Origin of the sequence: Mycobacterium sp. E3305, assembly GCF_001666785.1 — a bacterium.
Lineage (GTDB): Bacteria > Actinomycetota > Actinomycetes > Mycobacteriales > Mycobacteriaceae > Mycobacterium.
Window position 1 is genome coordinate 14,210 of sequence record NZ_LZJA01000167.1, and the last position, 23,930, is coordinate 38,139.

Annotated in this window: 26 protein-coding genes; 10 read left to right on the top strand and 16 right to left on the bottom strand. The window is 67.9% G+C overall.

All coding sequences use genetic code 11. The features are described from left to right. The first annotated feature begins 34 nt into the window (after positions 1-34). Entirely contained in the window at positions 35-1,255 is a 1,221-nt protein-coding gene (locus A5701_RS15655; protein ID WP_067755350.1) for an acyl-CoA dehydrogenase family protein, read from the top strand. Beyond that, a complete protein-coding gene (locus A5701_RS15660) occupies positions 1,248-2,072 on the top strand; it encodes a tyrosine-protein phosphatase (protein WP_067755257.1) in 825 nt (274 codons plus the stop codon). The genes A5701_RS15655 and A5701_RS15660 overlap by 8 nt, the downstream gene beginning before the upstream one ends. On the opposite strand, the gene A5701_RS15665 is transcribed toward A5701_RS15660, so the two are convergent. From A5701_RS15665 to A5701_RS15695, 7 genes are all read right to left on the bottom strand, one after another. Continuing rightward, complete coding sequence (locus A5701_RS15665) at positions 2,069-2,932, bottom strand: SDR family oxidoreductase (RefSeq protein ID WP_067755260.1); 864 nt, start codon at positions 2,930-2,932, stop codon at positions 2,069-2,071. The two genes, A5701_RS15660 and A5701_RS15665, sit on opposite strands and share 4 nt — an antisense overlap. Before the next feature lie 53 nt (positions 2,933-2,985). Continuing rightward, positions 2,986-4,413, bottom strand: coding sequence for an aldehyde dehydrogenase family protein (locus A5701_RS15670; protein ID WP_067755262.1), 1,428 nt, complete (start codon positions 4,411-4,413; stop codon positions 2,986-2,988). Between the two features lie 129 nt (positions 4,414-4,542). After that, positions 4,543-5,472 (bottom strand): SAM-dependent methyltransferase, encoded by a 930-nt coding sequence (locus A5701_RS15675; protein WP_067755265.1) that lies wholly within the window; start codon positions 5,470-5,472, stop codon positions 4,543-4,545. After that, entirely contained in the window at positions 5,472-6,413 is a 942-nt protein-coding gene (locus tag A5701_RS15680) for a class I SAM-dependent methyltransferase (RefSeq protein WP_067755268.1), read from the bottom strand. The genes A5701_RS15675 and A5701_RS15680 overlap by 1 nt, the downstream gene beginning before the upstream one ends. A 29-nt stretch (positions 6,414-6,442) precedes the next feature. Beyond that, positions 6,443-7,384 carry a class I SAM-dependent methyltransferase gene (locus A5701_RS15685; RefSeq protein ID WP_067755271.1) on the bottom strand — a complete coding sequence of 314 codons (942 nt, stop codon included), beginning with the start codon at positions 7,382-7,384 and terminating at the stop codon, positions 6,443-6,445. A gap of 72 nt (positions 7,385-7,456) precedes the next feature. Next, positions 7,457-8,092: a TetR/AcrR family transcriptional regulator gene (locus A5701_RS15690; RefSeq protein ID WP_067755274.1), complete on the bottom strand. Its 636-nt coding sequence runs from the start codon at positions 8,090-8,092 to the stop codon at positions 7,457-7,459. A 2-nt stretch (positions 8,093-8,094) separates the two neighbouring features. After that, a complete protein-coding gene (locus A5701_RS15695; protein ID WP_067755277.1) occupies positions 8,095-9,078 on the bottom strand; it encodes a pirin family protein in 984 nt (327 codons plus the stop codon). A 182-nt stretch (positions 9,079-9,260) separates the two neighbouring features. On the opposite strand from A5701_RS15695, the gene A5701_RS15700 reads away from it, so the two are divergent. After that, positions 9,261-11,228: a chloride channel protein gene (locus tag A5701_RS15700; protein ID WP_067755280.1), complete on the top strand. Its 1,968-nt coding sequence runs from the start codon at positions 9,261-9,263 to the stop codon at positions 11,226-11,228. Here A5701_RS15700 and dps read toward each other — a convergent pair. Next, a complete protein-coding gene (gene dps, locus A5701_RS15705) occupies positions 11,225-11,770 on the bottom strand; it encodes a DNA starvation/stationary phase protection protein Dps (protein WP_067755283.1) in 546 nt (181 codons plus the stop codon). The genes A5701_RS15700 and dps overlap by 4 nt on opposite strands. 94 nt (positions 11,771-11,864) lie before the next feature. After that, positions 11,865-12,779: a DNA-3-methyladenine glycosylase gene (locus A5701_RS15710; protein WP_197498984.1), complete on the bottom strand. Its 915-nt coding sequence runs from the start codon at positions 12,777-12,779 to the stop codon at positions 11,865-11,867. Positions 12,780-12,827: 48 nt separating this feature from the next. Here A5701_RS15710 and A5701_RS15715 point away from each other — a divergent pair, with 48 nt between their 5' ends. Continuing rightward, positions 12,828-13,226: a nuclear transport factor 2 family protein gene (locus tag A5701_RS15715; protein WP_067755290.1), complete on the top strand. Its 399-nt coding sequence runs from the start codon at positions 12,828-12,830 to the stop codon at positions 13,224-13,226. Here A5701_RS15715 and A5701_RS15720 read toward each other — a convergent pair. The 4 genes from A5701_RS15720 to A5701_RS15735 form a co-directional block, all read right to left on the bottom strand. Further along, positions 13,223-13,603 (bottom strand): DUF427 domain-containing protein, encoded by a 381-nt coding sequence (locus A5701_RS15720; protein WP_067755293.1) that lies wholly within the window; start codon positions 13,601-13,603, stop codon positions 13,223-13,225. The genes A5701_RS15715 and A5701_RS15720 overlap by 4 nt on opposite strands. A 59-nt stretch (positions 13,604-13,662) precedes the next feature. After that, complete coding sequence (locus A5701_RS15725) at positions 13,663-14,478, bottom strand: class I SAM-dependent methyltransferase (RefSeq protein WP_067755296.1); 816 nt, start codon at positions 14,476-14,478, stop codon at positions 13,663-13,665. A gap of 78 nt (positions 14,479-14,556) precedes the next feature. Continuing rightward, positions 14,557-15,576 carry an NAD-dependent epimerase/dehydratase family protein gene (locus A5701_RS15730; protein WP_067755299.1) on the bottom strand — a complete coding sequence of 340 codons (1,020 nt, stop codon included), beginning with the start codon at positions 15,574-15,576 and terminating at the stop codon, positions 14,557-14,559. Next, positions 15,573-16,079: a nuclear transport factor 2 family protein gene (locus A5701_RS15735; RefSeq protein WP_067755302.1), complete on the bottom strand. Its 507-nt coding sequence runs from the start codon at positions 16,077-16,079 to the stop codon at positions 15,573-15,575. Before A5701_RS15735 ends, A5701_RS15730 begins: the two co-directional genes overlap by 4 nt. A gap of 90 nt (positions 16,080-16,169) precedes the next feature. Between A5701_RS15735 and msrA the strand changes: the two genes are divergently transcribed. Beyond that, positions 16,170-16,682, top strand: a complete 513-nt coding sequence (gene msrA / locus A5701_RS15740; RefSeq protein ID WP_067755305.1) for a peptide-methionine (S)-S-oxide reductase MsrA — start codon at positions 16,170-16,172, stop codon at positions 16,680-16,682. Positions 16,683-16,691: 9 nt separating this feature from the next. On the opposite strand, the gene A5701_RS15745 is transcribed toward msrA, so the two are convergent. Further along, positions 16,692-18,008 carry a cytochrome P450 gene (locus A5701_RS15745; protein WP_067755308.1) on the bottom strand — a complete coding sequence of 439 codons (1,317 nt, stop codon included), beginning with the start codon at positions 18,006-18,008 and terminating at the stop codon, positions 16,692-16,694. Positions 18,009-18,139: 131 nt separating this feature from the next. Here A5701_RS15745 and A5701_RS15750 point away from each other — a divergent pair, with 131 nt between their 5' ends. The 3 genes from A5701_RS15750 to A5701_RS15760 are packed head-to-tail and all read left to right on the top strand — an operon-like array spanning position 18,140 to position 20,050. Further along, positions 18,140-18,751 carry a TetR/AcrR family transcriptional regulator gene (locus A5701_RS15750; RefSeq protein ID WP_067755311.1) on the top strand — a complete coding sequence of 204 codons (612 nt, stop codon included), beginning with the start codon at positions 18,140-18,142 and terminating at the stop codon, positions 18,749-18,751. A gap of 39 nt (positions 18,752-18,790) precedes the next feature. Further along, entirely contained in the window at positions 18,791-19,003 is a 213-nt protein-coding gene (locus A5701_RS15755) for a molybdopterin-binding protein (RefSeq protein ID WP_067755312.1), read from the top strand. Positions 19,004-19,006: 3 nt separating this feature from the next. Beyond that, on the top strand, positions 19,007-20,050 hold the full coding sequence (locus A5701_RS15760) for a zinc-binding dehydrogenase (protein ID WP_067755314.1): 1,044 nt from the start codon (positions 19,007-19,009) through the stop codon (positions 20,048-20,050). 3 nt (positions 20,051-20,053) lie between these two features. Here the strand turns inward: A5701_RS15760 and A5701_RS15765 are convergent, their stop codons facing one another. Next, entirely contained in the window at positions 20,054-20,944 is an 891-nt protein-coding gene (locus A5701_RS15765; protein WP_067755317.1) for an alpha/beta fold hydrolase, read from the bottom strand. A 29-nt stretch (positions 20,945-20,973) separates the two neighbouring features. Then, positions 20,974-22,209 carry a sulfotransferase gene (locus A5701_RS15770; protein ID WP_067755326.1) on the bottom strand — a complete coding sequence of 412 codons (1,236 nt, stop codon included), beginning with the start codon at positions 22,207-22,209 and terminating at the stop codon, positions 20,974-20,976. Positions 22,210-22,237: 28 nt separating this feature from the next. Here A5701_RS15770 and A5701_RS15775 point away from each other — a divergent pair, with 28 nt between their 5' ends. Beyond that, positions 22,238-22,813: a TetR/AcrR family transcriptional regulator gene (locus tag A5701_RS15775; protein WP_067755328.1), complete on the top strand. Its 576-nt coding sequence runs from the start codon at positions 22,238-22,240 to the stop codon at positions 22,811-22,813. Then, positions 22,810-23,922 carry a DUF1214 domain-containing protein gene (locus tag A5701_RS15780; RefSeq protein WP_067755330.1) on the top strand — a complete coding sequence of 371 codons (1,113 nt, stop codon included), beginning with the start codon at positions 22,810-22,812 and terminating at the stop codon, positions 23,920-23,922. The genes A5701_RS15775 and A5701_RS15780 overlap by 4 nt, the downstream gene beginning before the upstream one ends. Positions 23,923-23,930 lie beyond the last annotated feature (8 nt).

Below are 23,930 nucleotides of genomic sequence, written 5' to 3' on the forward strand. Positions count from 1 at the left end.
ACACGTGTCCTATCGTGGCGGCATGGACTTCGCGATGTCGGACAAAGCCAACGACTACCACAAGCGCCTGTCCGACTTCATGACCGAGTACGTCTTCCCGGCCGAGGCCGACTACGAGAAGTACCGGCACGAGGCCGGCCCGAACGATCACACCGTCCCGCCGATCATCGAGGAACTCAAGACCAAGGCCAAAGCGGCCGGGCTGTGGAACCTGTTCCTGCCCGCCGAGTCGGGCCTGACCAACCTCGAATACGCGCCGCTGGCCGAGCTCACCGGCTGGAGCCTGGAGATCGCGCCGGAGGCGCTCAACTGCGCGGCACCGGACACCGGCAACATGGAGACCCTGCACCTGTTCGCCACCGAGGAACAGCGCAAGCAGTGGCTTGAGCCGTTGCTGGCCGGCGAAATCCGCAGCGCCTTCTCGATGACCGAGCCCGCGGTCGCCAGCAGCGACGCCCGCAACATCGAGACTTCCATCCTCCGCGACGGCGGCGACTACGTGATCAACGGGCGCAAGTGGTGGACGTCCGGCGCGTCGGACCCGCGCTGCAAGATCCTGATCGTGATGGGGCGCACCAACCCCGAGGCGGCCAGCCATCAGCAACAGTCGATGGTGCTGGTGCCCATCGACACCCCCGGCGTGACCGTGGTCCGCTCGACCACCGTCTTCGGTTACCAGGACCAGCCCGGGCACTGCGAGATCATCTACGACAATGTCCGGGTGCCGGTCACCAACCTGCTCGGCGAGGAGGGCGGCGGCTTCGCGATCGCCCAGGCCCGGCTGGGACCGGGCCGCATCCACCACTGCATGCGCGCACTCGGTGGCGCCGAACGCGCGCTGGCCCTGATGGTGGACCGCGCCAGCAAGCGGGTGGCATTCGGCCGCCCGCTGGCCGAGCAGGGCGTGGTTCGGGAGGCAATCGCTAAGTCGCGCAACGAGATCGACCAGGCCCGCCTGCTGTGCCATAAGGCGGCGTGGACCATCGACCAGCACGGCAACAAGGCCGCCCACACGCTCGTCTCGCAGATCAAGGCGGTGGCGCCGCAGGTGGCCTGCGACGTGATCGACCGCGCGATCCAGGTGCACGGCGCCGCCGGGGTCAGCGAGGACACGGTGCTGGCCCGGTCGTACGGCTGGCACCGGGCCATGCGCCTCTTCGACGGCCCCGACGAGGTGCACATGCGGACCATCGCACGCGCCGAACTCGGCCGGGAGAAATCTCCGCTCGCCGCGGCGGTCACCTCGCATGACTGACACGCTGCGAGAGCTGTCCGGCGCGTGGAACTTTCGCGACGTCGCCGACAGCGCCGGCGGGTTGAAACCCGGACGGCTGTTCCGTTCCGGTGAGCTCAGCCGCCTCGATGACGAGGGACGGGACACGCTGCGCCAGTTAGGGATTACCGACGTCGCCGATCTGCGTGCCGCGCGCGAGGTCGCCCGGCGCGGCCCGGGACTGGTTCCCGACGGCGTCGAAATCCATCTGCTGCCCTTCCCCGATCTCGGCGACGAGGAGCCAGACGACGATGACGCGCCGCACGAAACGGCGTTTCGACGGCTGTTCCAGGGCGATCCCGACCAGTCGGACGAAGAGGTCAACGAGGCCGCCGTCCGCCACATGACCGACGAGTACCGCCAATTTCCCACCCGCAACGGGGCGCAACGCGCTGTGCGGCATGTCTTTTCGTTGCTGGCGGCGGGGCGTCCAGTGCTCACCCACTGCTTCGCGGGTAAGGATCGCACCGGTTTTGTGATCGCCACCGTGTTGGAGACGATCGGCATCGACCACGACACCATCGTCGCCGATTACCTGCGCAGCAACGCCGCGGTGCCCCAACTGCGCGAACACATCTACGAGATGATTCAGCATCGCTCCGACGTCGAATTGACGCCGGAGGTGGTCACGTTCACCAAGGCGCGGCTGGCTGACGGTGTGCTTGGCGTGCGTCCGGAATACCTGGCTGCCGCGCGCGAGACGATAGACGCACGGTTCGGCTCGCTGAACGCCTACCTGCTCGATGCAGGCGTCACGCAGGCGGACATCGACCGCCTGCGTGACCAACTGCTGGTCTAACCCAGCTTGAAGTTCGCCTGCTTGGCCGCCGACAGGTCGTCGATCTCCGACCAGTGCGCGGCGACGTCCTCGACTGACGGCGGCTTGTCGAAGTTGGCGCCCTCGTTCTGGAACAGAGCCACCCGCTGCACCTTGCCTCCGCCGACGACGAAAACCGAAGCGGAGTTGGGGTTTTCCTCGGTGCACAGGTAGGCCACCACCGGCGCGACGTACTCGGGCGTCAGCTTCTCGAGCACCTCCTTGGGCAGGATGTCCTCGGTCATTCGGGTGGCCGCGATCGGCGCGACGGCGTTGGCGTGAATGTTGTACTTCGCGCCCTCCTGGGCCAGCGTGTTGATCATGCCGACCAGGCCGAGCTTGGCCGCGCCGTAGTTGGTCTGACCGAAGTTGCCGAACAGGCCGCTGGTGGAGGTGGCGACGACGACCCGGCCGTAGCTCTGCTCCCGGAAATGCGGCCACGCGGCGCGCAGCACGTTGTACCCGCCGTAGAGGTGGACCTTGAGCACGGCGTCCCAGTTGTCGTAGGTCATCTTGTGGAACGTGCCGTCGCGCAGGATGCCGGCGTTGCTCACCACACCGTGGATGGCGCCGAACTCGTCGAGCGCCGTCTTGATGATGTTGGCCGCGCCGTCGGGGTCCGCGACGCTGTCATAGTTGGCGGCCGCGCGCCCACCCGCGTCCCGGATCTCCTTGACCACCTCGTCGGCCATGTTGTGGCCGGCGCCCGTACCGTCGCGCGCACCGCCGAGGTCGTTCACGATGACGCTGGCGCCCTCCCGGGCAAGGGTCAGGGCGTATTCACGGCCCAATCCCCCACCGGCTCCGGTGACGACGATGACGCGATCCTGCACTCCGGGCATCAGGTTCCTCTCTACGATGAAAACGAGCGTCTAGCAAGCGATTTGGAGCAGTGTCAGAACATCCTGCGGGCCATCTTCATGGCACGCTCGGTGTACGGCGGGTAGATGAAGCTCGACAGGTCGGGCCGGGTCGGCTTGGTCAGCACCGACTTGCGGTGACTGAACTCCTCGAAACCGTACCGGCCGTGATAGGCGCCCATACCCGACGCCCCGACCCCACCGAACGGCAACTTGGCCGTCGACACCTGGAAGGCCAGGTGGTTGACCAGCATGCCGCCGGCCGGCACTTCCTTGATTACCCGCTCGCGGGTCTCCCGGGTCTTGGTGAACAGGTAGGCGGACAGCGGCTTTGGCCGCGCGTTGATGAAACGTATTGCCTCGTCGAGGGATTGGACGGTCACCACCGGCAGCACCGGCCCGAAGATCTCGTTCTGCATCAGCGGGCCGTTCGGGTCGGGGTCGACCACCACGGCGGGCTGGATGCGCAGACTCGAGGCATCACAGGCCCCGCCGACCGCGACCTTGCCGTCCCCGCTGGCGAGGTAGCCGCTGATCCGGTCGAATTGACGTTGATTGACGATCCGCATCCCGTTGGGTTTGTCCGCCGTGAACTTCGCGATGGCGGCACCGATCTTGCTCACCAGCTCGTCGCTGATCTTGGCGTCCGCCAACACATAGTCGGGCGCGACGCAGGTCTGGCCCGCGTTCAGCAGCTTCATCCACGCGATCCGCTTGGCGGCGACATCGACGTCGGCGTCGGCCGCCACGATCACCGGGCTCTTGCCGCCGAGTTCGAGCGTGCACGGGGTCAGGTGGGGTGCGGCCCCCTCGTACACCTTGCGGCCGATCTCGGTGCCGCCGGTGAACAGCAGTCGGTCGAGGCCCTGCGCGATCAGCTCCTGGCTGACCGACCCGTCGCCCTCGACCACGGCGATCGCATCGTTGTCGAGGTACCTGGGCACCAGTTCGGCCATCAGGTGCGCGGACGCCTCGGCGATCTCCGAGGGCTTGAGGATGACGGCGTTGCCGGCGGCGATCGCGCCGACGGCGGGCCCCAGGGTCAGGTAGAACGGGTAATTCCACGCGCCGATGATCAGCACGGTGCCGTAGGGTTCGTATTCGATCCAGCCACGGCCGGGCAGCTGCGGCATCTCGAGCAGCTGGTAGCGGCGCCGCGTCCACCTGCGCACTCGCTTGGCCGCAAACTTCGCCTCGCCGGCGGTGGTCGCGATGTCGGCGATGAACGCCTCGAACGGGCTGCGGTCCAGGTCCTTGGCGAGAGCGTCCGCGATGGCCGCCTCGTTCTCTTCCATCAGCTTCGCCAGCTGCAGCAGCTGCCGCTTGCGCCACTCGATGTCGCGGGTGCGCCCCGTCGCGAACGTCTTGCGGAGCCGTGCCACCGTTGCGGGAACGTCTACCTGCTGAGCGGTCGGCGCGCCGTTGGTGGCGGATGTCTTGGGTGTAACCGATTCGGTGGTCATCGTCGTCCTTCCCCTGCTTCGGTCATCCCGGGCGCGCCCGCTGCTCGTCGCACAAGCGCTCATGGGTGATAACCGCGATCCTAACCATCCGGTTGGGAGAGCAGTTAGAAAGGATCTGGCTGCGGCCGGTCAGGGTTTGGTGGCGGTCACATAGGTGATCACAAACGGCCGGCCATCGGGCTGCGGCGGCCGTCCCAGCCGGAGCGCCTCTTCGTGCCCGTCGACCACCCCGGTGATCCAGCCGTGCGCGGTGAACCAGTCCGCACAGTCGGGCCTCTCCCCGTCCTCGAACCACAAGTCGAAAGGATTGAAAGAGGTGTCTTGGCCGCGCGCTTCGCGCTTGGCGCGCAATTCGGCAAACCTCGCCTCCGCTTCCCGGCGCCTCTCCGGGTCGATGCCGAAGTCTTCGACCGAGACCTGGCTGCCCGATGCGCTCAGCCCGTCGATAGCGACGAACAGGGCTTCCTGCGCCGCCACCGGCAGGAACGGCAGCAGCCCTTCGGCCAGCCACGCGGTCGGCTGACCCGCGTCAAAACCCTTGTCTCGCAATGCTCGTGGCCAGTCGTGGCGCAAGTCGACGGGGACGGGCCGCCGGTCGGCGAGCGGCGTCGCACCGTGCTTGGCGAGCGTCTCGGTCTTGTATTCCAGCACCTTGGGCAGATCGATCTCGTAGACGACGGTGCCGGCCGGCCAATCCAACCGGTAGGCGCGCGAATCGAGACCGGCGGCGAGGAGCACCACCTGCCGAATGCCGGCCTGTGCGGCGGCGGCGAAATACGCATCGAAGAAGCGGGTCCGCACCGCCTGCGAGTCGATCATGTTCTGAGACCGGACCGAGAAGTCTTCGTCTTCCGGGTCGTCCGGGTCCCCGGCCCACCACGCGGCCACCTGCTCGCGAACTCCCGCCAGCTCGGGCGTGGAGACCAGCGGCTCGGCGAACTGGTCACGGATGAGCGGCTCGTCGCTGGCGGTCTCTGCGGCACGGGCCAGGGCGACCATCACCGCGGTCGCGCCGACGCTGGTGGCGATGTCCCAGGAGTCGTCCAGCGAGCGCGGCATTAAAGCCGCTCGGCGACGACGAAGTCGGAGAAGGCGTCCTTGTCGTTGTCCACCTCCGCGCTTTGCACCCTGCGGTTCAGGCGGTGCATCTCGTCGATCGAATTCTGCGCGGTGGCGCGCCAGCCGTGCTCGTTGAGCCACTCGGTGAGGTCCGCACGGTGCTCGTCGCGGTACATCAGCTCGCCGACGTCGACGGTCTCCTCCAGGCCCAACTCGTCGGCGACCTTCCTGAACCGTTCCCGCATCTGCTGGCGACGCTCCTCGGCGTGCATGGGTGCCGTCTCGGCCGAGACGCGGCTGCCGGCCGGGCTCAGCTCGCCGATTTGGGTGAACAGCTTGTCCTGGGCCTCGGCGGGCAGATACATCAGCAGTCCCTCGGCGAGCCAGGCCGTCGGCCGGGTCGGGTCGAAGCCGGCGGCGCGCAGCGCGGCGGGCCAGTCCTCCCGCAGGTCGATGGCAACCTCGCGGCGATCGGCGGACGGGGTGGCGCCGCTTTCGGCCAGCGTGGCCGATTTGTACGCCAGCACCTGCGGCTGGTCGATCTCGTAGACGACGGTGCCGGCCGGCCAATCCAGCCGGTAGGCCCGGGAGTCCAGCCCCGACGCGAGGATCACCACCTGCCGGATTCCGGCGGCCACGGCGTCGGCGAAGTAAGAGTCGAAGAAGTGGGTCCGCACCGCCTGGTAACCGCGCATGTGCCGGATGCGGGCGGCGGATTCTTCGTCGATGGCCTCGATCTTGGCAACGACCTCCGGGTCCAGCATCGCCTCCCACAAGACCGCGGCACCGGCGTTGTTGACCAGCAGCCGGGCATAGGGGTCGCGGATCAGCGGATCGGGCTGCTCGGTTTCGATGGCGCGCGCGGCGGCCACCATGACCGCCGTGCTGCCGACGCTGGTTTTGATGTCCCAGGTGTCGTCGTGGGTGCGCAGTGAACTCATCGGGTTGCTCCTCGGGTCCTTGGCGTAGGTCAGGCGGTCGGGTCGTCGAGACGGGCCCGCAGCAGGATGCTGCGCACCGCGTCGTCGACCAGGTCTTCGGGTACCGGGCGGCCCAGCCGGGCCATCTCCTCGCGGTTGTCCACGGCCCGCACCTGCCAGCCGTGGTCGGTCAGCCACTGGGCCGCGTCCGAACGGTCCGGCTCGTCATAGGTCAGCGCCTGGACGTTGACGTCCAGGCCCAGCCGTTCGCGCATCCGCAGCCAGCGCCGCGAATTGCTCCGCTTGTTCATGCCGAACGCCTCGATGGCGACCTGGCTTCCCGGGGCGCTCAGGGCGGTGAACATTTCGAAGAGGCGGTCTTGCGCGTCGCTCGGCAGGTACGGGAGCAAGCCCTCGGCCAGCCAGGCCGTCGGTTGGGTGCGGTCGAACCCCGCCGCGGCCAATGCCGCCGGCCAATCGTCACGCAGGTCGACGGGGACCGGGCGGCGGCTGGCGGTGGGGGTGGCGCCGTGGCGCTGCAGCACTCCGGTCTTGTACTCGAGCACCTGGGGCTGGTCGATCTCGTAAACCGCGGTGCCGTGCGGCCAGTCGAGGCGGTACGCCCGCGAGTCCAGTCCCGCGGCCAGGATGACCACTTGCCGGATTCCGGCCATCGCGGCGTCGGCGAAGTACTCGTCGAAGAAGTGCGTCCGCACGGCCTGGTAGTCGATGCCGATCCGGTGCGCGCGCCGGCCGGGCTCGTCGCCGTCGAGCCAGGCCAGCTCGGGGTCGGCGAGCCGTTCCCAGGCCGGGCCGGCCGACGACACGAGGATGCGCGCGAACTCGTCGCGGATGAGCGGATCATTCCCCGCGGTTTCCGCCGCGCGCGCCGCCGCGACGCCCAGCGCGGTGGCACCGACGAGTTCGGTGATGGCCCAGCTGTCGCCGGCGGATCTCAGGGAAGGCGGTAACGACTCGTCCAGATCAGTCATGACCTGACGATCTTACCGGGATAAGTTAGTTAGCCTATACGCTTTGTGCGCAACTTCACTGCCGGCGCGGGTCTAGGCGTTGGACCGCCGGAACGCTCCCTCGAGCAGCCGCCGAATCATTCCGGTGATGGACAGCAGGGCTTCGGGACCTTGAACGAAGCCCGCGTACAAACCCACCCCGCACATCAGCACGAGCAGTGCCTCGATCAACGCCGGCACGTCGACGTCGGCGGGGACCTCGCCGCGCTCCAATCCGTCGTTGACGACGCGAACGAGGAATTCGCGGCAGATCCGCACGGAGTCGTTTTCGGCTGTTTTCCATTCCGGGTGCCGCTGCGACTCGAGCACCCCGGAGATAATCAACGCCGACCCGGCGGGATTCTCGGAATTGGCGCGGGCCGCCGCGGATATGAATGCGGTCAGTTGCCCCACCAGTGTGGTCTCCCGCTCGGCCTGTCTGATCCCGCTTCCGATGATGGCTTCGTTGGTTTGCTCCAACAACTCCCGATACAGGACGCGCTTGCTGGAGAAGTAGTGGTTGATCGCCGGCCGGGTCAGGTCGGCGCGGGCCGCGATGGCCTGGAACGTCGCCCCGTCGTATCCCCGCTCGCTGAACACAAGGCGGGCCGCCTGCATGATCCGCTGTCGCGTCTCATCGGCCTTTGCGGCTGGGGGGCGTCCAGGCCTGCGGCTCACCCCTGAAGACATCGTTAAAGTGTGCCATTGCCATGGTGTGGCATTAGCGCGTTTGGCGGAATGCTGCCGAACTTTCCAGCCTCGTAGTCCTGCACCGCCTCGACCAATTCCGCCCTCGAGTTCATCACGAATGGCCCGTAGTGGAATACCGGTTCGCGAATGGGTTGGCCGCCCAGCAGCAGCACATCCATGGCGCTAGTGCGCGACGATTCCTGCGCCTGGTCGGCGCCCACGGTGATCCGATCCCCGGGGCCGAGCACGGCCAGTTGGCCCTGCCGAATCGGATGAGCGACCGGACCGACGCATCCGCTGCCGGACAGCACGTAGACGAGCGCGTTGAAGTCGCGCCGCCACGGCAGGTTCAGCCGAGCGCCGTTTTCGATTGTCGTGTGCGCGAGCGTGATCGGCGTGTGGGTGATCCCGGGCCCCCGATGACCGTCGACCTCGCCCGCGATGATGCGCACCAGCGCCCCGCCGTCGTCGGAGGCGATCAGCTTCGCGTCGCCCCCTTCGATGGCCTGATAGCGCGGGGGCGCGAACTTGTCCCGCTTCGGCAGGTTCACCCACAGCTGGATGCCGTGGAACAGGCCGCCGCTGTCGACCAGTTCCGCGGGCGGCGTCTCGATGTGCAGGATCCCCGAACCGGCGGTCATCCACTGCGTGGCACCGTCGGTGATCAGGCCGCCGCCCCCGTGGGAGTCCTGGTGGGCGAACTTGCCGTCGATCATGTAGGTGACCGTCTCGAACCCGCGGTGTGGGTGCCAGTCGGTGCCCCTCGGCTCACCGGGTTGGTACTCGACCTCACCCATCTGGTCCATGTGCACGAAGGGGTCCAGCGCGGCGGCGCTGACCCCCGCGAAGGCCCGGACGACGGGGAAGCCCTCCCCCTCGTAGCCGCGCGGGCCGGTGGTGATCGATCGGACCGGCCGCTCGGTCTCGGCCGGGACGGCGGCGCCGATCCGTGGCAATGTCAGCGTGTTGGCGGTGATGGCGGGCATGTGACCTCCGTAAATGTGAACGTTTCGTATAACCGGACTGCAGTCCAGTTATTCCCCGGCTCCTGCCTGCTCGGGCGATGGTTGAGTAGGGCAATATTTGCTCTGGGAAAGGGTCGGCGGTCCCGCACAATCGTTTGGACGGTCGACGAGCAAAGCGGGGCCGTCGGGGGAAGGATGCGCTGATGGGGCAAAAACCGACGGCCGCCGCTCCCATCCGGACCACCCGGCCCGTCTCCCGCGCCGTGGGTCAATTCGCCGGCTGGCTGCGCGCGAACCGGCTCGGGCTCTTCTGCGTGGCAATCGTGGTCGGCCTTGGCGCCGGGATTGGCGCGGTGGCGTTCCGCTACCTGATCTTCGGCTTTACCTGGCTGGCGACGGGGCACGACGAGTTCGGCCAGGACGGTTGGGTGGGCAGCGACCATCTGCCCTGGCTGGGGATCGGCTTCTTCGTGGTCATCCCCGTCGTCGGCGGATTGCTATACGGACCGCTGATCTCGCGGTTCGCCCGAGAGGCTCGCGGCCACGGAGTCCCGGAAGTCATGATCGCGGTGGCCGAGAACGGCGGCCGCATCCGCCCCCAGGTGACCGTGGTGAAAGCGCTGGCCTCCGCGCTGTGCATCGGCACCGGGGGCTCCGTTGGCCGGGAGGGGCCGATCGTGCAGATCGGCGCGGCGCTCGCGTCCGGCTTCGGTCAGTGGGTGCGAATGCCGGAGAACCGGCTGCGCGTGCTGGTGGCCTGTGGCGCCGCGGGCGGCATCTCCGCCACCTTCAACGCCCCCATCACCGGGGTGTTCTTCGCCGTGGAGCTGATCCTCCGGGAACTGTCCGTCGAAGCAATCTTCACGATCATGCTCTCGTCGATGGTTGCCGACGTGGTCGCCCGCGTGTTCTTCGGCTCCGCGCCGTTCCTCACCGAGCTGCCCGCCGGGATCGAATTGGACCACATCGCCAATTACCTGTTGGTGGCGCTCCTAGCGGCGATCGCCGGGCTCATCGGGATCCTCTTCAAGAACGTTCTCTACAAGACCGAGGATCTGTGCGACCGGGTCTGGGGCAGCCGCCCGGATTGGGCCCGGCCAGCGGTCGGCGGAATCGTGCTCGGCCTGCTATTGCTGGCTGTCCCACAGCTCTATGGGGTGGGCTATCCGGTGATGTATGCCGCCTTCGCCGGGCACTATGCGCTATGGCTGTTGCTGGTCCTGGCCGCCGGCAAGATGCTGGCCTGCAGTCTGACCATCGGGATAGGCGGATCCGGCGGGGTGTTCGCTCCTTCTCTCTTTGTGGGGGCCACCTCCGGCATGGCTTTTGGGTTGTTCGTTCAGCACACCATCGGCACCGCCGTCGGGCATCCGGCCCTGTACGCGATCGTGGGCATGGGGGCCGTGTTCGCGTCCGCAGCCAGAGCCCCGCTCACCGCACTGGCCAGCACGGTCGAGATGACCGGGGATTTCACCCTGACCCTCCCGGTCATGCTGGCCGTGGCCGTCGGGACCACAGTGTCCCGCGGGGTCTCCTACGGCACCATCTACACCACCAAGCTGCTGCGCCGTGGCATTGACATCGATCGGCCCAAACCCACCCACGCCTTCGCCGACCTCACCGCAGCCGACGCGATGCACAGGTTCGCCGTCCCCCTGGATTTGACCCGTCCGACCGGCACCGTCGGTGGCGACCTCACCGCCTTGCTCGGCCCCCTCACCCGGATACGCGAACCGCAGGCGCTGTTCGCCAACGACAGCCTTGCCCAGGCGTTGCGCCAGCTCGTCCTATTCGGGCGTGACGGGCTGCCGGTCATCGACACCGAGGCCCGATCTGTCCAGGGCTGGCTGACAAATCAGAACGTGTTACGCGCGGTCGCCGCGTCCTTCACCGACATGGCGGCGGACGCGCAACCGGCAATGCCTGACCACGACCCGCACAGCGAGCTCGACGGCTACTGCATCATCGAACACACCCTGGCCGAAGATTCGATGGCCGTCGGCCGGCTCCTGGGCGACCTCGAATTCCCGAACGACCACCTGCCCGTGTCGGTGCTGCACAACCGACGGCTCATCGACGCCGACGCCAGGTTACGGCTTTCGGTGGGCGACCGGATCAACATCCTGGCGCCCAAAAACGGTGCCGCGCAGGAGAATGCGTTACCCGACTAGGAGCTGCGAGCGGTGCTCGCCGCGTCCTTCTCGGTGGTCGACCTCTCGTGCGTCAACGTCCCGCCCGCGCTCTCCAGGTGCGCCCGCACGAACCACTGGAACTTCTCCAGGTTCCCGGCCTGATCGATCAGCAGGTCCTGCGTGACCGGGTCGAGCTCCTCGGTCTCCTCGATGCACTTACGGATGTCCTCGATGACGCCGGTGTAGACCAGGTCGAGCGCCGCGAGGTGGGCCTGGACGGTGTCGCGGCCGACCGAATAGTCGTCCCAGGTGCGGTCTTTGATGATGGCCCCCGGCGTGCCCTGCGGTGACCCGCCCAGGGCGGCGATGCGCTCGGCGACGTCGTCGGCGAAACCGCGGACCGCATCCACCTGCGGGTCGATCATCTCGTGCACACCAATGAAGTTGGGCCCCACCACATTCCAGTGCACGTGCTTGAGGGTGAGGTGAAGGTCGTTGTAGGTGCTCAGTTGTTTCTGCAGCAGTTCGGTCAGCCGGGCTCCCTGCTTGTCGGTGAGTCCCGGGATGGTGAACTGTGTCATCGATTTCCTCCGTTTCGCACACGGTCACGTCTTCGGGGTTGGTTACCCGATGGCCGTTGCTGAAAACCCGGGGCCGGCGAGGCGATGACCACGTTTAGAGGTTGCTGATGTGCTGCACCGGCAGCCGGGCGCCCCGCCGCGGCTCATATGCCAGACCGCTGGCCTCGAGCAACCGGACCACCCGGTGGCGGTGCGGTCGCATGGGTTCGAGCAGTTCGACCATGCCGGCGTCGTCGACCGGGCGGCCGATCAACGTCCAGCCGATCATTTTCGGGATGTGATAGTCGCCCACCGACAGCGCGTCGGCGTCACCGAACGCCCGTTGCGCCGTCTCGGCGGCGGTCCATTCGCCCACGCCCGGCAACGACATCAGCGCCGCACGGGCCTGCGCCGCCGGACGGGATGCCAGTCGTTCCAGGCTGCTGGCCCGCTGCGCGCACGTCACCACCGTCCGCGCACGTCCGGGATCGACATTGGCGCGGTGGAACTCCCACGACGGGATGTAGCGCCACGACTCGGCCGATGGCGGCACCCGCATCCTGGCCGGCGCCGGTCCCGGGGCGGGCGACCCGTACTTGGACACCAGCAGCCGCCACGATCGAAACGCGTCGGCGCCCGGCACCCGCTGCTCGATGATCGCGGGAATCAGCGCCTCGAGCACCAACCCGGTGCGACCCAGGCGAAGGTGGGGCACCCGGCGCTGCGCGGCGGCGACGGTCGGGTGGTGGGGCACGAAATCCGAGGCGTCGTCCTCGAGGCCGAGCAGCGCGGGCAGCCCCTCCACGAACTCCGGCGCCCCGCTTCCCCACGCGACGCAGTGCGCGGCGTTGGCGGCGGCCCGGCTGATCCGGGCGGTGACGGGTCCGGTGGGCAGCAGGCTGGTTCGCCAGATCGCGCCGTCGCCGGACGCCTGGAAACAGGGGTCCCCGGCCCCCCGCCGAAGCGGCGCCAACGTATGCCCGAAGCTGACCGCCCCCGGGAAAGTGACCGTGCGCGCGCTCTCCACCAACCAAATCTCCGATTGACCGTTAACGATGTGCCAAGTCAATATTGCGATGTGATGACGCCGTTCGATGACCCGCAGGGCGAACTGGCTTGGATGTTTCTACAGAGTGCGAGCGACGGCGGCGATCTCGACGAGGGCTTCACGCTGCTCAGCGACGACTTCACCTACTGGACTCTGCTCACGCGCTCCGAGTGTGACAAGGAAACGTTCCGGCGGGCGATCGAGCGCCGCAAACAGCAACTCGAGTTGACCATCGACCTGGTGCGCTGTGTCAACGAGGGAGAGACCGTGGTCGTCGAGGCGCAGGCCACCGGCACCACCACCGCCGGCGTCGAGTACGACAGCCCGTTCGTCTGCATCTTCGACACCCGCGACGGACTGATCGTCTCGATGCGCCTGTACAGCGACACCCGGGCGCACGAGGCCGCGCTTCCCGGGTGGACGTACTAGGAAGCCGACACGCTGATTTCGGCCTTGTTCGGGTAGAAGGCCACGTGGCCGGCGATCGCCGCGACCGCGGGATAGGGCTGCTCGTACGTCCAGATGACGTCCTCGACGATGTCGCCGTGCGAACCCGTCACGCTGTAATAGCTGGCCTCGCCCTTGAACGGGCAGTACGTGCTGGTGTCCGTGCGGGTCAGCCGGTCCTGCACCACGTCACTCATCGGAATGTACTGCACCGCAGGCAAACTGGCTTCCCGTAATTCCAGGGCGGCCGTCGTGTCGGCTACCAGCTCGCCGTTGACGCGAACCTGTACCCGCCCCTTCGTCGGCTCGATGGTGATCGGGTGGCCAGCGCTTGGCTCTTTGATTTCGGGGTGGCTCATGGTTTCCTCCTAGACGCCGATGGACGTTGCAACGCCATCCGGGTCTCGGGGCTTCCCGATCAGGGCGGCCCGAACGCGTAGCGGTGGTATTGCGCCATGTTGGCGACGGCCTCAACCAGCGACATGACCTTTCCCAGCGCCCGTGTGGAGCGCGGGAGTTGCGCGAATGTGTACGACTCGAACCACCGCTCCCAGGCCAGGAGCCGTACACCCGGCACCGCGTCGACGATGTCGTCAGGCCCGTTGATCGCCCACGACAGCGTGGATCCCGAACGGCGCACGACGGTGTTGAGCCACTGCGACTTGATCCCGAGCGAGTTGAAGGCGTCGAACTGCAGCTCACCCGAGCCGAAGTGATCGACCACGCGGCGCAGCAGTGCGGTGCCGTCCTGCTCGGTGAGGTACATGGTCAGCCCCTCGCCGATCATCAGCGCGGGACGGTCCGCGGGAATGTCCCGGAGCCAGGCCGGGTCGGTGACGGAGGCGGCGATGACCCGATAGTGGTCGCGCGCGGGGTAGAGCTGCGCGCGCAGCGCGGCGACTTCGGGGTAGTCGACGTCGTACCACTCGACGCCCGGGCCCGGCTGCACCCGCAGACACCGGCTGTCCAGTCCGCAGCCCAAGTGCAGCACGACGGCTCGTGGGTGCGCCGCAAGAAATTGGCGGACCCAGGCATCGAAGTGCGCGGACCGGGTGGTGACCGACGGTGCCCTGCGCGCCGTGATGGTGGTCTTTTTCCAGTCGTAGTCGATGCGTCGGACGATCTCCTTGGCATACTCGTCGCCGAGGATCGGTGTCTCGAAGTCGGCGTCCAGCGCCTTGGCGTACAACGTCGCCAGCATCGTCTGGGGCGCCCCGCTGAGGTCAACGCTCACCCTTTCGGCAGTCACGCCGCCCGAGGCTAGCCGCGCCGCGACCGCGCCAGCCGTGTTGAACGCGCGGCGGCGCGGCGTTCAGCCCGGAGTCGCGCTCTTGCCGCTGGCGACCTTCAGCTCCGACCAGAACCGCGCCGCCTCACGGATCGATTCCTCGACCGGCCGCGGCTGCCAGCCCAATTCCCGCTTCGCCTTGCTGCTGTCCACGTCGGCTTCGGCGCGCATCATCCGCACCGAGGCCAGGCTGAGCTCGGCGTCCTTCCCGGTGAGTCGGGCCTTGAGCGTGCCGGCCGCCGCCAGGGCGTAGAGCATCGGGACGGAAATCGAGCGTTGCGGCGGTGGAACGCCGACCTCGTCGGCCGCGATGCGGACGACGTCGTTCAAAGCGATCATCCGCTCAGAGACGAGGTATCGCTCGCCGATGCGCCCGCGCTCGGCCGCCAGGATCATGGCCCGCGCCGCGTCGTCGACGCCGACGACTTCCAGCGCAATGCCGTTCATCAGGAACGGCAGCTTGCCGAAGACCGCGCCGGCGATGAAGGCGCCGTGCGGAGTGCCGCCCCAGTCCCCGCTGCCGTAGGTCGTCGACACGCACATCGCGATGGCGGGCAGGCCGGCCTCGGCCACATACCGCAGCACCAGATTCTCGGCTTCCAAACGCGATTGGACGTAGGGGGTCAGGCGGCGGGACCGGATCACGTCGTCCTCGGTCGCCACGTGGCCATGCCGCCGGCCCACCGTCGTATAGGTGCTCGTGAAGATGAACCTGCGCAGGTCCGGTTGGTTGACGGCGACGTCGAGAACGTTGCGCAGGCCTTCGACATTGGTGCGGAACAGCGGCGTCGGGTCGCGCAGCCATGCGCGGGTGTCGACGACGCAGTAATAGACGTCGTCCACACCGTCCATCGCCTCCCGCAGCGTGGCGTCGTCGAACACGTCCCCGTGGAAGCGGGTCAGCTCGAGGTCGTCGATCGAGCGGGTGTTGGCGTTCGGGCGCACCATCGCCCGCACCGGGAACCCGTCGGCCACGAGCTGGCGGGTGACATGCGAACCCAGGAAGCCGTTGGCGCCGATGACGAGCTTGGGCTTGGTGCTCACTGGGCTCCTCCGTTCTCGTGCATCCACCGCGCCGCGTCCTCGTCGAGCGTGCCCAGCGCCTGGGCCTTACGGCACCACTTCATCCCGGCCCGCAGGAAGCGCAGCGGGTTATAGATGTCTTCCTGGCGGCGCCACAACCCGTCCCCCGCGTACGTGACGATCGAGATGTTGGTCGCGCTGATGACGCTCCCGTCCCCCGGGTCGCGCATCGGGTTGTCCAGTTCGCAGATGATCCGCCCGGTGGGCTCGTCGATGACGGACCACAACGACGGGAACGCCACCATGTGGCTGCCGGGATACGTGGTCATCGTCCGCTTGATCCACTGGCGGACCTCGTCGCGTCCGTGCATCGTGCCGGCCGCGTGCTCGACGTACTCGACGTCGGGGGTGTACTGCTCGACCCAGGCGTCCCAGTCGTGGGTTTCGGCGGCCCGGGCCACCGTCTGCTCGAACTTCTCGAAGGCGGCGGCTAGTTCGCCGCGGGAAAACGTAGGAGTCGTCATGCTGCGGCACTTCCCGAAATCGTCGCGACGTTGCGGCTCATCGGCGGAGTGTAGCCTGGGCGGCATCGTGGCCGGTTAGGAGGACGAGCAATGGCAACCGAAAAAGCGGTACTCGCCGGCGGCTGTTTCTGGGGGATGCAGGAACTCATCCGCAAACAGCCGGGCGTGGTTTCGACGCGGGTCGGATACACCGGCGGCGACGTCCCCAATGCGACCTACCGCAACCACGGCACGCACGCCGAGGCCATCGAGATCGTCTACGACCCGGCGGTCACCGACTACCGCACCATGCTCGAGTTCTTCTTCCAGATCCACGATCCGACGACGAAGAACCGCCAGGGCAACGACCGTGGACTCAGTTATCGGTCCGCCATCTTCTACCTCGACGAGGAGCAGAAGCGCATCGCGCTGGACACCATCGCCGACGTCGACGCGTCGGGGTTGTGGCCCGGCAAGGTCGTGACCGAAGTCAGCCCGGCCGGCGATTTCTGGGAGGCCGAGCCCGAGCACCAGGACTACCTGCAGCACTACCCGAACGGGTACACCTGCCACTACATCCGCCCGGGCTGGAAACTGCCGCGCCGGGCCACGGCCGACCAGTAGGCGCCCGGCTCAGCGCCGGCGCACCACGATCCGGCCGCCGTCCTTGGGCGTGTAGGCGACGCCGCGGCCGTGCCACCGCTCTCCGGGTGCGGTCGTGGTCTCGATGGTGAAGTGCCGCAACACCGTTCGCAGCACGACGTCCATCTCCATGTTGGCGAACGCCGCCCCCACGCACCGGCGGGTGCCACCGCCGAACGGGATCCACGCGAAGGCCGACGGCTTGGTCCCGATGTAGCGTTGCGGATCGAAGCGCTCCGGATTCGGGAAGACTTCGGGGTTTTCGTGAATCTGCGCGATGCTCACCAGGATTGACTTGCCGCGGGGGATGACCCACTCCCCGAGCTGGTACCGCGGGGGGTAGACGCGCCGGGCGGCGAAATCGATCACCGTCCGGGCCCGCTGGACTTCGAGGATGGTCGCCTGACGTAACTCCTGGCCGTCGGTGTCGGCCTCGTCGACCAGACCGGCCAGCACGTCCGGATGCCGGGTCAGCCGCTCGAACGCCCAGCCCAGCGTGGAGGCCGTCGTTTCATGACCGGCGGCCAGCAGCGTGAGCAGTTCGTCGCCAATGTCCTTGCGCGACATGACCGAACCGTCGTCGTAGGTGCTGCGTAACATCAGGGCGAGCACGTCGCTGCGCTCGTCGAAGTTGGGATCTGCCCGCTCGGCTTCGATCAGCCTGTCGATGACGGCGTCGTACCGGCGGCGCCACTCGTCCAGGCGCCCCCATGGGGTGAAGCGCCCGTAGCTGCGCCGCGGTTTGGGCATCGTCGCCATCCGCGAGCCCAGCGTGACCCACGGCGGGATGAGGCGGCGCAGCTCGTCGAGCTCGGCGCCTTCGGCCCCGAAAACCGCGCGCAGGATCGCGTTGAGCGTGATGCGCATCATCGACGGCAGAGTCGCGAACGCCTCACCCTCCGGCCAGCCCGCGGTCTCCCGCAGGGTCTCTTCTTCGATGATCGACTCGTACTTCTTCATGCTCTTGCCGTGGAACGGCGGCGCCAACAACCGGCGGCGACGGCGATGGTCCTCCCCGTCGAGCGCGAACACGGAGCCGGAGCCGAACAGCCGGCTCAGGTTGGGCTGGATGTTGCCGAGCTCGTCGGGGCTGGTGGTGAAGATCTGCTTGGCCAGTTGCGGGTCGGCCACCACCACGACCTCGCCGTACATGGGCAGGTTCAGCGCGAAGACGTCGCCGTACCGACGGGCCAGGCGCTGGATCATCCCGCGCCGTGAGATCGCAAAACCCAGACCCTGCAACAGCTTTGGCAGGCGAGCCGCCGGGGGCAACCGGACGGCCGCGGGGGCGGTGACGACTTCACTCATGGCGGGCTGCTCCCCATCATCTCCCCCGGACGCCGGGGTGGTACCGCGGTGTACCAAAACCTTTCCCGATACGGTACTCTGTGGTACCAACCGATGACAAGAGGGTGCCGCACCGATGGAAGGGGCCGCCCGTGAGCCCAGCGGCGACAGCGACGGCTGACGAAGCGGTCCTTGGCGACCCGTTTCGGCTGAGGTTGCTCGACGGCCTCGCCGCCTCCATCGCCGAGCGCGGTTACCGCGCCAGCACGGTCGCCGACGTCGTTCGTCACGCCCGCACGTCCAAGCGCACCTTCTACGACCAGTTCGCAAGCAAAGACGAGTGCTTCCTCGAGCTCTTGGGCACCGACATCGAAAGGCTCGGTGAGTGCATCGCTGCGGCCGTCGATCCCGAGGCCGACTGGCATCAGCAGATACGCCAGGCGGTCGAGGCGTACGTCGGCTACATCGAGTCCCGGCCGGCGATCACGCTCAGCTGGATTCGGGAACTGCCCTCGCTCGGCGCCGCCGCCCGCCCGGTACAGCGCCGCGGGCTGCAACTGCTGTCAAGTCTGCTGATCGACCTCAGCGCCAGCCCCGGCTTCCAGCGAGCCGAGCTGCCTCCGCTGACCGCCCCGTTGGCGGTCATCCTGCTCGGCGGTCTGCGCGAACTGACCGCGCTCGCCGTCGAAGACGGAAAACCGGTGCGGGGCATCGTGGAGCCGGCCGTCGACGCCTCCATCGCCCTGCTCGGCCCGCGACAGTAGGGTCGAGCACAGAACCTCAACCGAACAAAGGACCTTGCGATGCGGCTGTCGACCCGGAACCAACTCAAAGGGACCATCACCGAGGTCGACCTCGGCAGCGTGATGGCGATCGTGAAGGTCAAGCTCGACGGCGGTGAGCAGATCGTCACGTCCTCCGTCACCAAGGACGCCGCGATCGATCTCGGGCTCGAGGCCGGGCAGCCGGCGACCGTATTCATCAAGTCCACGGAAGTCACCATCGGGGTCGACTAGCCCATGGCGCCGACGATGCGCGCCGAGCGCTTCTACGCAGACACCAGAACCGTTGCGCTCGAAGACGTTCCGATTCCCGAGCCGGGCCCCGGCGAAGTTCTGGTCAAGGTCGCCTTCTGCGGCATCTGCCACTCGGACCTGAGCCTGATCAACGGCACTTTCCCGGCGCAGCAGCCCGTGGTGACCCAGGGCCACGAGGCGTCGGGCACCGTCGCGAAACTGGGGCCGGAGGTGACCGGCTGGGACGAGGGCGACCGGGTGGTGGTCCCCGCCGGCCGGCCGTGCCGACGCTGCGCGAACTGCCGCCGCGGCGATGGGGTCAATTGCCTGCGAATCCAATTGATGGCATTCGCCTACGACGGGGCGTGGGCCGAATACACCGTGGCGCAAGCGACGGGGCTGACGCGGGTGCCCGACAACGTTCCGCTGGAGCAGGCGGCGATCCTGGCCGACGCGGTGTCCACGCCGTTCGGGGCCGTCGTCCGGACGGGTAAAGTCACGGTCGGTGAATCGGTCGGCGTGTGGGGCGTGGGCGGGGTCGGCACCCACATCGTCCAGCTCGCGCGGCTGGTCGGCGCCGCACCCATCATCGCCGTCGACATCAACCCCGCAGTGCTGGAGCGGGCGTTGACCCTCGGCGCGGACTACGCGTTCGACCCCCGCGACGACGGGCTGAGGGACAACGTCGCGGAAGTCACCGGCGGGCGGCTGCTCGATGTGGCCTTCGACGCCGTCGGGCGAAAGGTGACGTTCGAGCAGGGGCTCGACTGCCTCACACCCGGTGGCCGGCTGGTGGGTGTCGGGATGAGCGCCGAGGCGCCGACCGTCGGGCCCACCTCCCTGTTCGGGTTGACCCACAAGCAGGTGCTCGGGCACTTGGGATATCAGAACGTGGACATCGAGACGCTGGCGAAGTTGGTTTCGGCTGGGCGCCTTGACGTTTCGAGGTCAATCAGCGAGATCGTCGCGCTGGAGGACGTGACGGAGGGCATCGAGAAGCTCGAGCGCCAGGACGGCAACCCCATCCGGATCCTGGTGCAGCCCTGACGCCTATCCTTCGCCGCGCAGGAAGGTCCGAACCCGGTCGAGCACCAGCTCCGGGCGCTGGTCGATGATCCAGTGTCCGACCCCGTCGACCAGCTCCACTTTGAAATCGCTGATGTGGTCGGCATACCCGTCGGTGAGGTCGGGAGTGATCACCGGGTCTTGGGTGCCGGTGAGCCAGCGGACCGGCACCTCGACGTGCGCGTCGTCGAACTCGCCGCGCATCCAGCGCAGCATCTCCCCGGTCTGGAAGCTGCGATACCAGCGCGAGCCCGCCTCCGCGTGGCCGGGCTGACGCATGCACTCGGCGTAGATGCGCAGGTCGTCCTCGGGCAGTGCGTAGCCGCCACCCACCCACGAGCCGAGCACGCGGCTCGCCCTCGAGTTGAGATTGCCGATCATCCGCGGCCCGACGACCGGAAGCGAAATCGGGATCTGATACCAGAGCCGCCAAAAGTTCCGCGCCGCACGCAGATCGCGCTTCACCCACGGCGCCACCGTGTTGACTCCGAAGAACCCGCTCACCTTCTCCGGGTGGCGCAGCATCATGATGAACGCGGCCGGTCCGCCCCAATCATGCGCGACGAGCTTGACCGTCGCCACACCGAGGCGATCCAGGACGGCCGCCAGGTCGTCGGCCATCTCGGTCTTGGTGTAGCTCGTGCGGGGCGCCGAGCTCCAGCCGGCGCCGCGCAGGTCGGGGCACAGCACGCGATAGCCGTCGGCGGCCAGCGGGCCGATCAGGTTGTGCCATTCCCACCAGTTCTGCGGGAAACCGTGCACCAACATCACCGCCGGCCCTTCGGCGGGGCCCGCATCCGCGACGTGGATCGTCACGCCGCCTCCGAGCTCCACATACCTATGTTCGACACCGTCCAGCGCGGGCATATTGACCATGAATGGAGAACGTAGCCGCCTGCCGCGGGTTAGGCCAGAAACCGCTCGACATAAGGCGCGAACCGGTCGCGCAGGTCGGCCTCGTCCAACCCGAACATCGCGCAGGACGTCGCAACGTTCCCCAGCCGACCGCGCCGATGGCCCGCCAGGTACTCGTCGATCGCCGACTTGGCGTCGTCGCCGAACGGCTCGCCGGCCAGCGCGTACACCCGTTGGGCGACGCCGATTTCGTCGGCCATGAAGTCGTCGAACCGGACGTCGATCGACCGATCCGGGCCAATCGTGTCGCGATCGCGGACGAGCGCGGTCAGCATGTCGTCCAAGCGGTCGATCCACGACGCCGCGATCTCCTCCACCGGGACCGGCGAGCGGTGCATGCGCGCGGAGTAGGTGATCATCGCGATCATTGACAGCGCCACCGGCACCGGGTCGCGGTGGGTGAAAACGACGATGCTGCCGGGGAAGACGCGATCGAGCACCGGCACCTGCTCGAGATGCTGGGGCGACTTGAGCAGCCAGCGCCGCCCGCCGCGCAAGAACTGCATGGCCTTGAGTTGCCGGGCGAGGTATTCGTAGTGCGGCGTCTGGTCGTGGGTCTGGTAGTAGGCACGCCAGCGCGGCACGTGGGCCAGCGTCTCGAAAAGCATGGTCGAGAAGTCGTTGGCCAGCAGCTGGATCTCTTCGTGGACGTGCTCGGTGGTCATCTCGTGCATCAGCGGGAAATAGGGCATCACGGTGTTGATCACGCCGACCGCCACGTCCATCCGCGCGCGCCGCGGATCCGGCTCGATCCCGGCCTCGGCCGGCAGCGGGAACGGTTCGACGCTTTCCCAGTACGGCATGGTGCGGAACGTGGGCGGGGCCGCCAGCAGGTTGTGCAGATGGGTGGTGCCGGTGCGCGGCAGCCCCGCGATCACCACCGGCGGTCGCAGCTCGATGTCGTCGATCTCGGGATGCCGCCGCACCAGGTCGGTCAACAGCAGCCGGTTCTTGAGCAGCTGCAGCAGCTGCCCGAAGAAATTGACCGTGCCCGCGTCGTGGCGGCCGTCGATGTCACGCAGCGCGGCCAGATAGACGTCGAGCCGCTCCCCGTAGTCCGGCGGCCCGAAATCGTCCAGGCCGGTGTCGGCGGCGGCCCTGGCGTGCAGCGCGTCGGCGTCCAGTGGGCAGTCCGGCGCCAGCGAGGCCATCATGTCGAGGATTTGCCGGGCCTCGGGGCTGAAGCGGGGCTCGGCGAGGTCATCAAGGCGAACGGCGTCGGTCACGGCGACTTATGTTACTCTCGGTTTCGTAATGGTAGTGGATTTTGGCCGCCCCCGTGACCCACGCATTGACGGCGCAGTGCTGAGCGCGACCGTGGAGCTGCTCGCCGAGACCGGCTACAGCGGGCTGTTGGTCTCCGCGATCGCCGAACGCGCGGGCACCAGCAAGCCCGCTATCTACCGGCGCTGGCCGAGCAAAGCGCACCTGGTCCACGAGGCGGTGTTCCCCATCGGCGCCGCCACCGAGCTGCCCGATACCGGGTCCCTGCCCGACGACCTGCGCGAAATGGTCCGTCGTGCAATGCGTTTCCTGACCACCCCGGCCGCCAGAGCCGCCCTGCCCGGGCTGGTGGGTGAGATGGCCGCGGACCCGACCCTGCATTCGGCGCTGCTGGAGCGATTCGCCGGCGTCATCGGCGGCGGCCTCGCCGAGTTGTTGCGACGGGCGGCGCGCCGCGGCGAGGTCCGGCCCGAAGTGACCGCCACCGAACTCACGGATGCCATCGCCGGCATCACGCTGATGGGCTTGCTCACCCGCGTCACCGAACTCGACGACGGGTGGGTCGATCGCACAACCACGTTGCTCCTGAAGGGAATCCGCGCATGACGCACGAGACGACGACCGCGTGGCAGGAGCTGCTCGCCACCTTGGGCACCCTTGACCGCTCGTTCCTGGAGGGCGACCGCGCGGTGGTCGACGACCGGCACGTCGCCGACGGTTACCGCATGATCGCCAGCACGCTCGGCGTCGCCTTCGACACCTACCTTTTCACCGAACCCGGCCGGCCGCAGTTCGTCGCCGTGAACACCCCGTTTCGTCGCGACCGGCGCTGGGGCGGCGACAACACCGACGCCTACTACTACATCTGCCCGATCGATCCGCGGCGCCGCTACCGCATCAGCGGCAACAAGGGTGACAGCGCCTACTTTTCGGTCACGGCCTACAACGAGCCGTCACCGGGCGCGTGGTCGGACCGGGTGGTGGCAATCGTCCGCGACAGCGATCTCGATGTCCTCAATATGGACGCCGCCGGCAACTTCGCGTTCGATCTCGGCCCCACGCCCGACGCGGCCGTCCTGATGACGCGCGACTATCAGGCCGACCCGCTGACCGGCCGCCCCGTCACCTGGCGGATCGAGGCGCTCGACGAGCCGGACCCGATCCGGCACGGGGATGCCGAGACGGCCGCGCGGCTGAGGGCGATCGCGACCTGGCTGCGCACCATGTTCGCCATCGTGCCGCTGGCCGTCGGGACGCGCGTGCAGGACCAACACGCCCTCGGACATGAGACCGCGCACGCGGCAAATGCATTCGCCGATCCTTACCAGGTCCCCGACGCCAACTTCGGTTGGTCGGCGCGCGACGCCTGCTACTCCTACGGCAGCTTTGTGCTCGATGAGGACGAAGCGCTCGTCATCACGCACCGCCCGCCGTCGTGCAGGTTCTGGAACCTGGTCGTATGGAACCAGTTCATGGCCACGTTCGGCGCGGCCGACGCCCGTTGCTCGATAAACGGCCACGCCGCCGCGCTCAACAGCGACGGCACGGTGACCATCGTCCTGTCCCGCGGGATGACCGCCCACCCGAATTCGCTGACCACGCTGGACTATCCGCGCGGCAACCTCGCCTTCCGGTGGTTCCTGGCCGACGGGGTGCCGGAGCGTCCGGAGGTGCGACTCGTCAAGGCGACCGACGCGCCCACGGCCGTTCGCTGACGCCCCGG

What these genes read in the sequence shown, in the direction of transcription:
- A5701_RS15780 (WP_067755330.1), top strand. Translation starts at nt 22,810, where the DNA reads ATGACGCACGAGACGACGACCGCGTGGCAGGAGCTGCTCGCCACCTTG.
- A5701_RS15660 (WP_067755257.1), top strand. Translation starts at nt 1,248, where the DNA reads ATGACTGACACGCTGCGAGAGCTGTCCGGCGCGTGGAACTTTCGCGAC.
- A5701_RS15685 (WP_067755271.1), bottom strand. Translation starts at nt 7,384, where the DNA reads ATGACTGATCTGGACGAGTCGTTACCGCCTTCCCTGAGATCCGCCGGC.
- A5701_RS15655 (WP_067755350.1), top strand. Translation starts at nt 35, where the DNA reads ATGTCGGACAAAGCCAACGACTACCACAAGCGCCTGTCCGACTTCATG.
- A5701_RS15675 (WP_067755265.1), bottom strand. Translation starts at nt 5,472, where the DNA reads ATGCCGCGCTCGCTGGACGACTCCTGGGACATCGCCACCAGCGTCGGC.
- dps (WP_067755283.1), bottom strand. Translation starts at nt 11,770, where the DNA reads ATGACACAGTTCACCATCCCGGGACTCACCGACAAGCAGGGAGCCCGG.
- A5701_RS15745 (WP_067755308.1), bottom strand. Translation starts at nt 18,008, where the DNA reads ATGAGTGAAGTCGTCACCGCCCCCGCGGCCGTCCGGTTGCCCCCGGCG.
- A5701_RS15720 (WP_067755293.1), bottom strand. Translation starts at nt 13,603, where the DNA reads ATGAGCCACCCCGAAATCAAAGAGCCAAGCGCTGGCCACCCGATCACC.
- A5701_RS15765 (WP_067755317.1), bottom strand. Translation starts at nt 20,944, where the DNA reads ATGGTCAATATGCCCGCGCTGGACGGTGTCGAACATAGGTATGTGGAG.
- A5701_RS15665 (WP_067755260.1), bottom strand. Translation starts at nt 2,932, where the DNA reads ATGCCCGGAGTGCAGGATCGCGTCATCGTCGTCACCGGAGCCGGTGGG.
- A5701_RS15775 (WP_067755328.1), top strand. Translation starts at nt 22,238, where the DNA reads ATGGTAGTGGATTTTGGCCGCCCCCGTGACCCACGCATTGACGGCGCA.
- A5701_RS15690 (WP_067755274.1), bottom strand. Translation starts at nt 8,092, where the DNA reads ATGTCTTCAGGGGTGAGCCGCAGGCCTGGACGCCCCCCAGCCGCAAAG.
- A5701_RS15735 (WP_067755302.1), bottom strand. Translation starts at nt 16,079, where the DNA reads ATGACGACTCCTACGTTTTCCCGCGGCGAACTAGCCGCCGCCTTCGAG.
- A5701_RS15700 (WP_067755280.1), top strand. Translation starts at nt 9,261, where the DNA reads ATGGGGCAAAAACCGACGGCCGCCGCTCCCATCCGGACCACCCGGCCC.
- A5701_RS15695 (WP_067755277.1), bottom strand. Translation starts at nt 9,078, where the DNA reads ATGCCCGCCATCACCGCCAACACGCTGACATTGCCACGGATCGGCGCC.
- A5701_RS15680 (WP_067755268.1), bottom strand. Translation starts at nt 6,413, where the DNA reads ATGAGTTCACTGCGCACCCACGACGACACCTGGGACATCAAAACCAGC.
- A5701_RS15755 (WP_067755312.1), top strand. Translation starts at nt 18,791, where the DNA reads ATGCGGCTGTCGACCCGGAACCAACTCAAAGGGACCATCACCGAGGTC.
- A5701_RS15670 (WP_067755262.1), bottom strand. Translation starts at nt 4,413, where the DNA reads ATGACCACCGAATCGGTTACACCCAAGACATCCGCCACCAACGGCGCG.
- A5701_RS15760 (WP_067755314.1), top strand. Translation starts at nt 19,007, where the DNA reads ATGGCGCCGACGATGCGCGCCGAGCGCTTCTACGCAGACACCAGAACC.
- msrA (WP_067755305.1), top strand. Translation starts at nt 16,170, where the DNA reads ATGGCAACCGAAAAAGCGGTACTCGCCGGCGGCTGTTTCTGGGGGATG.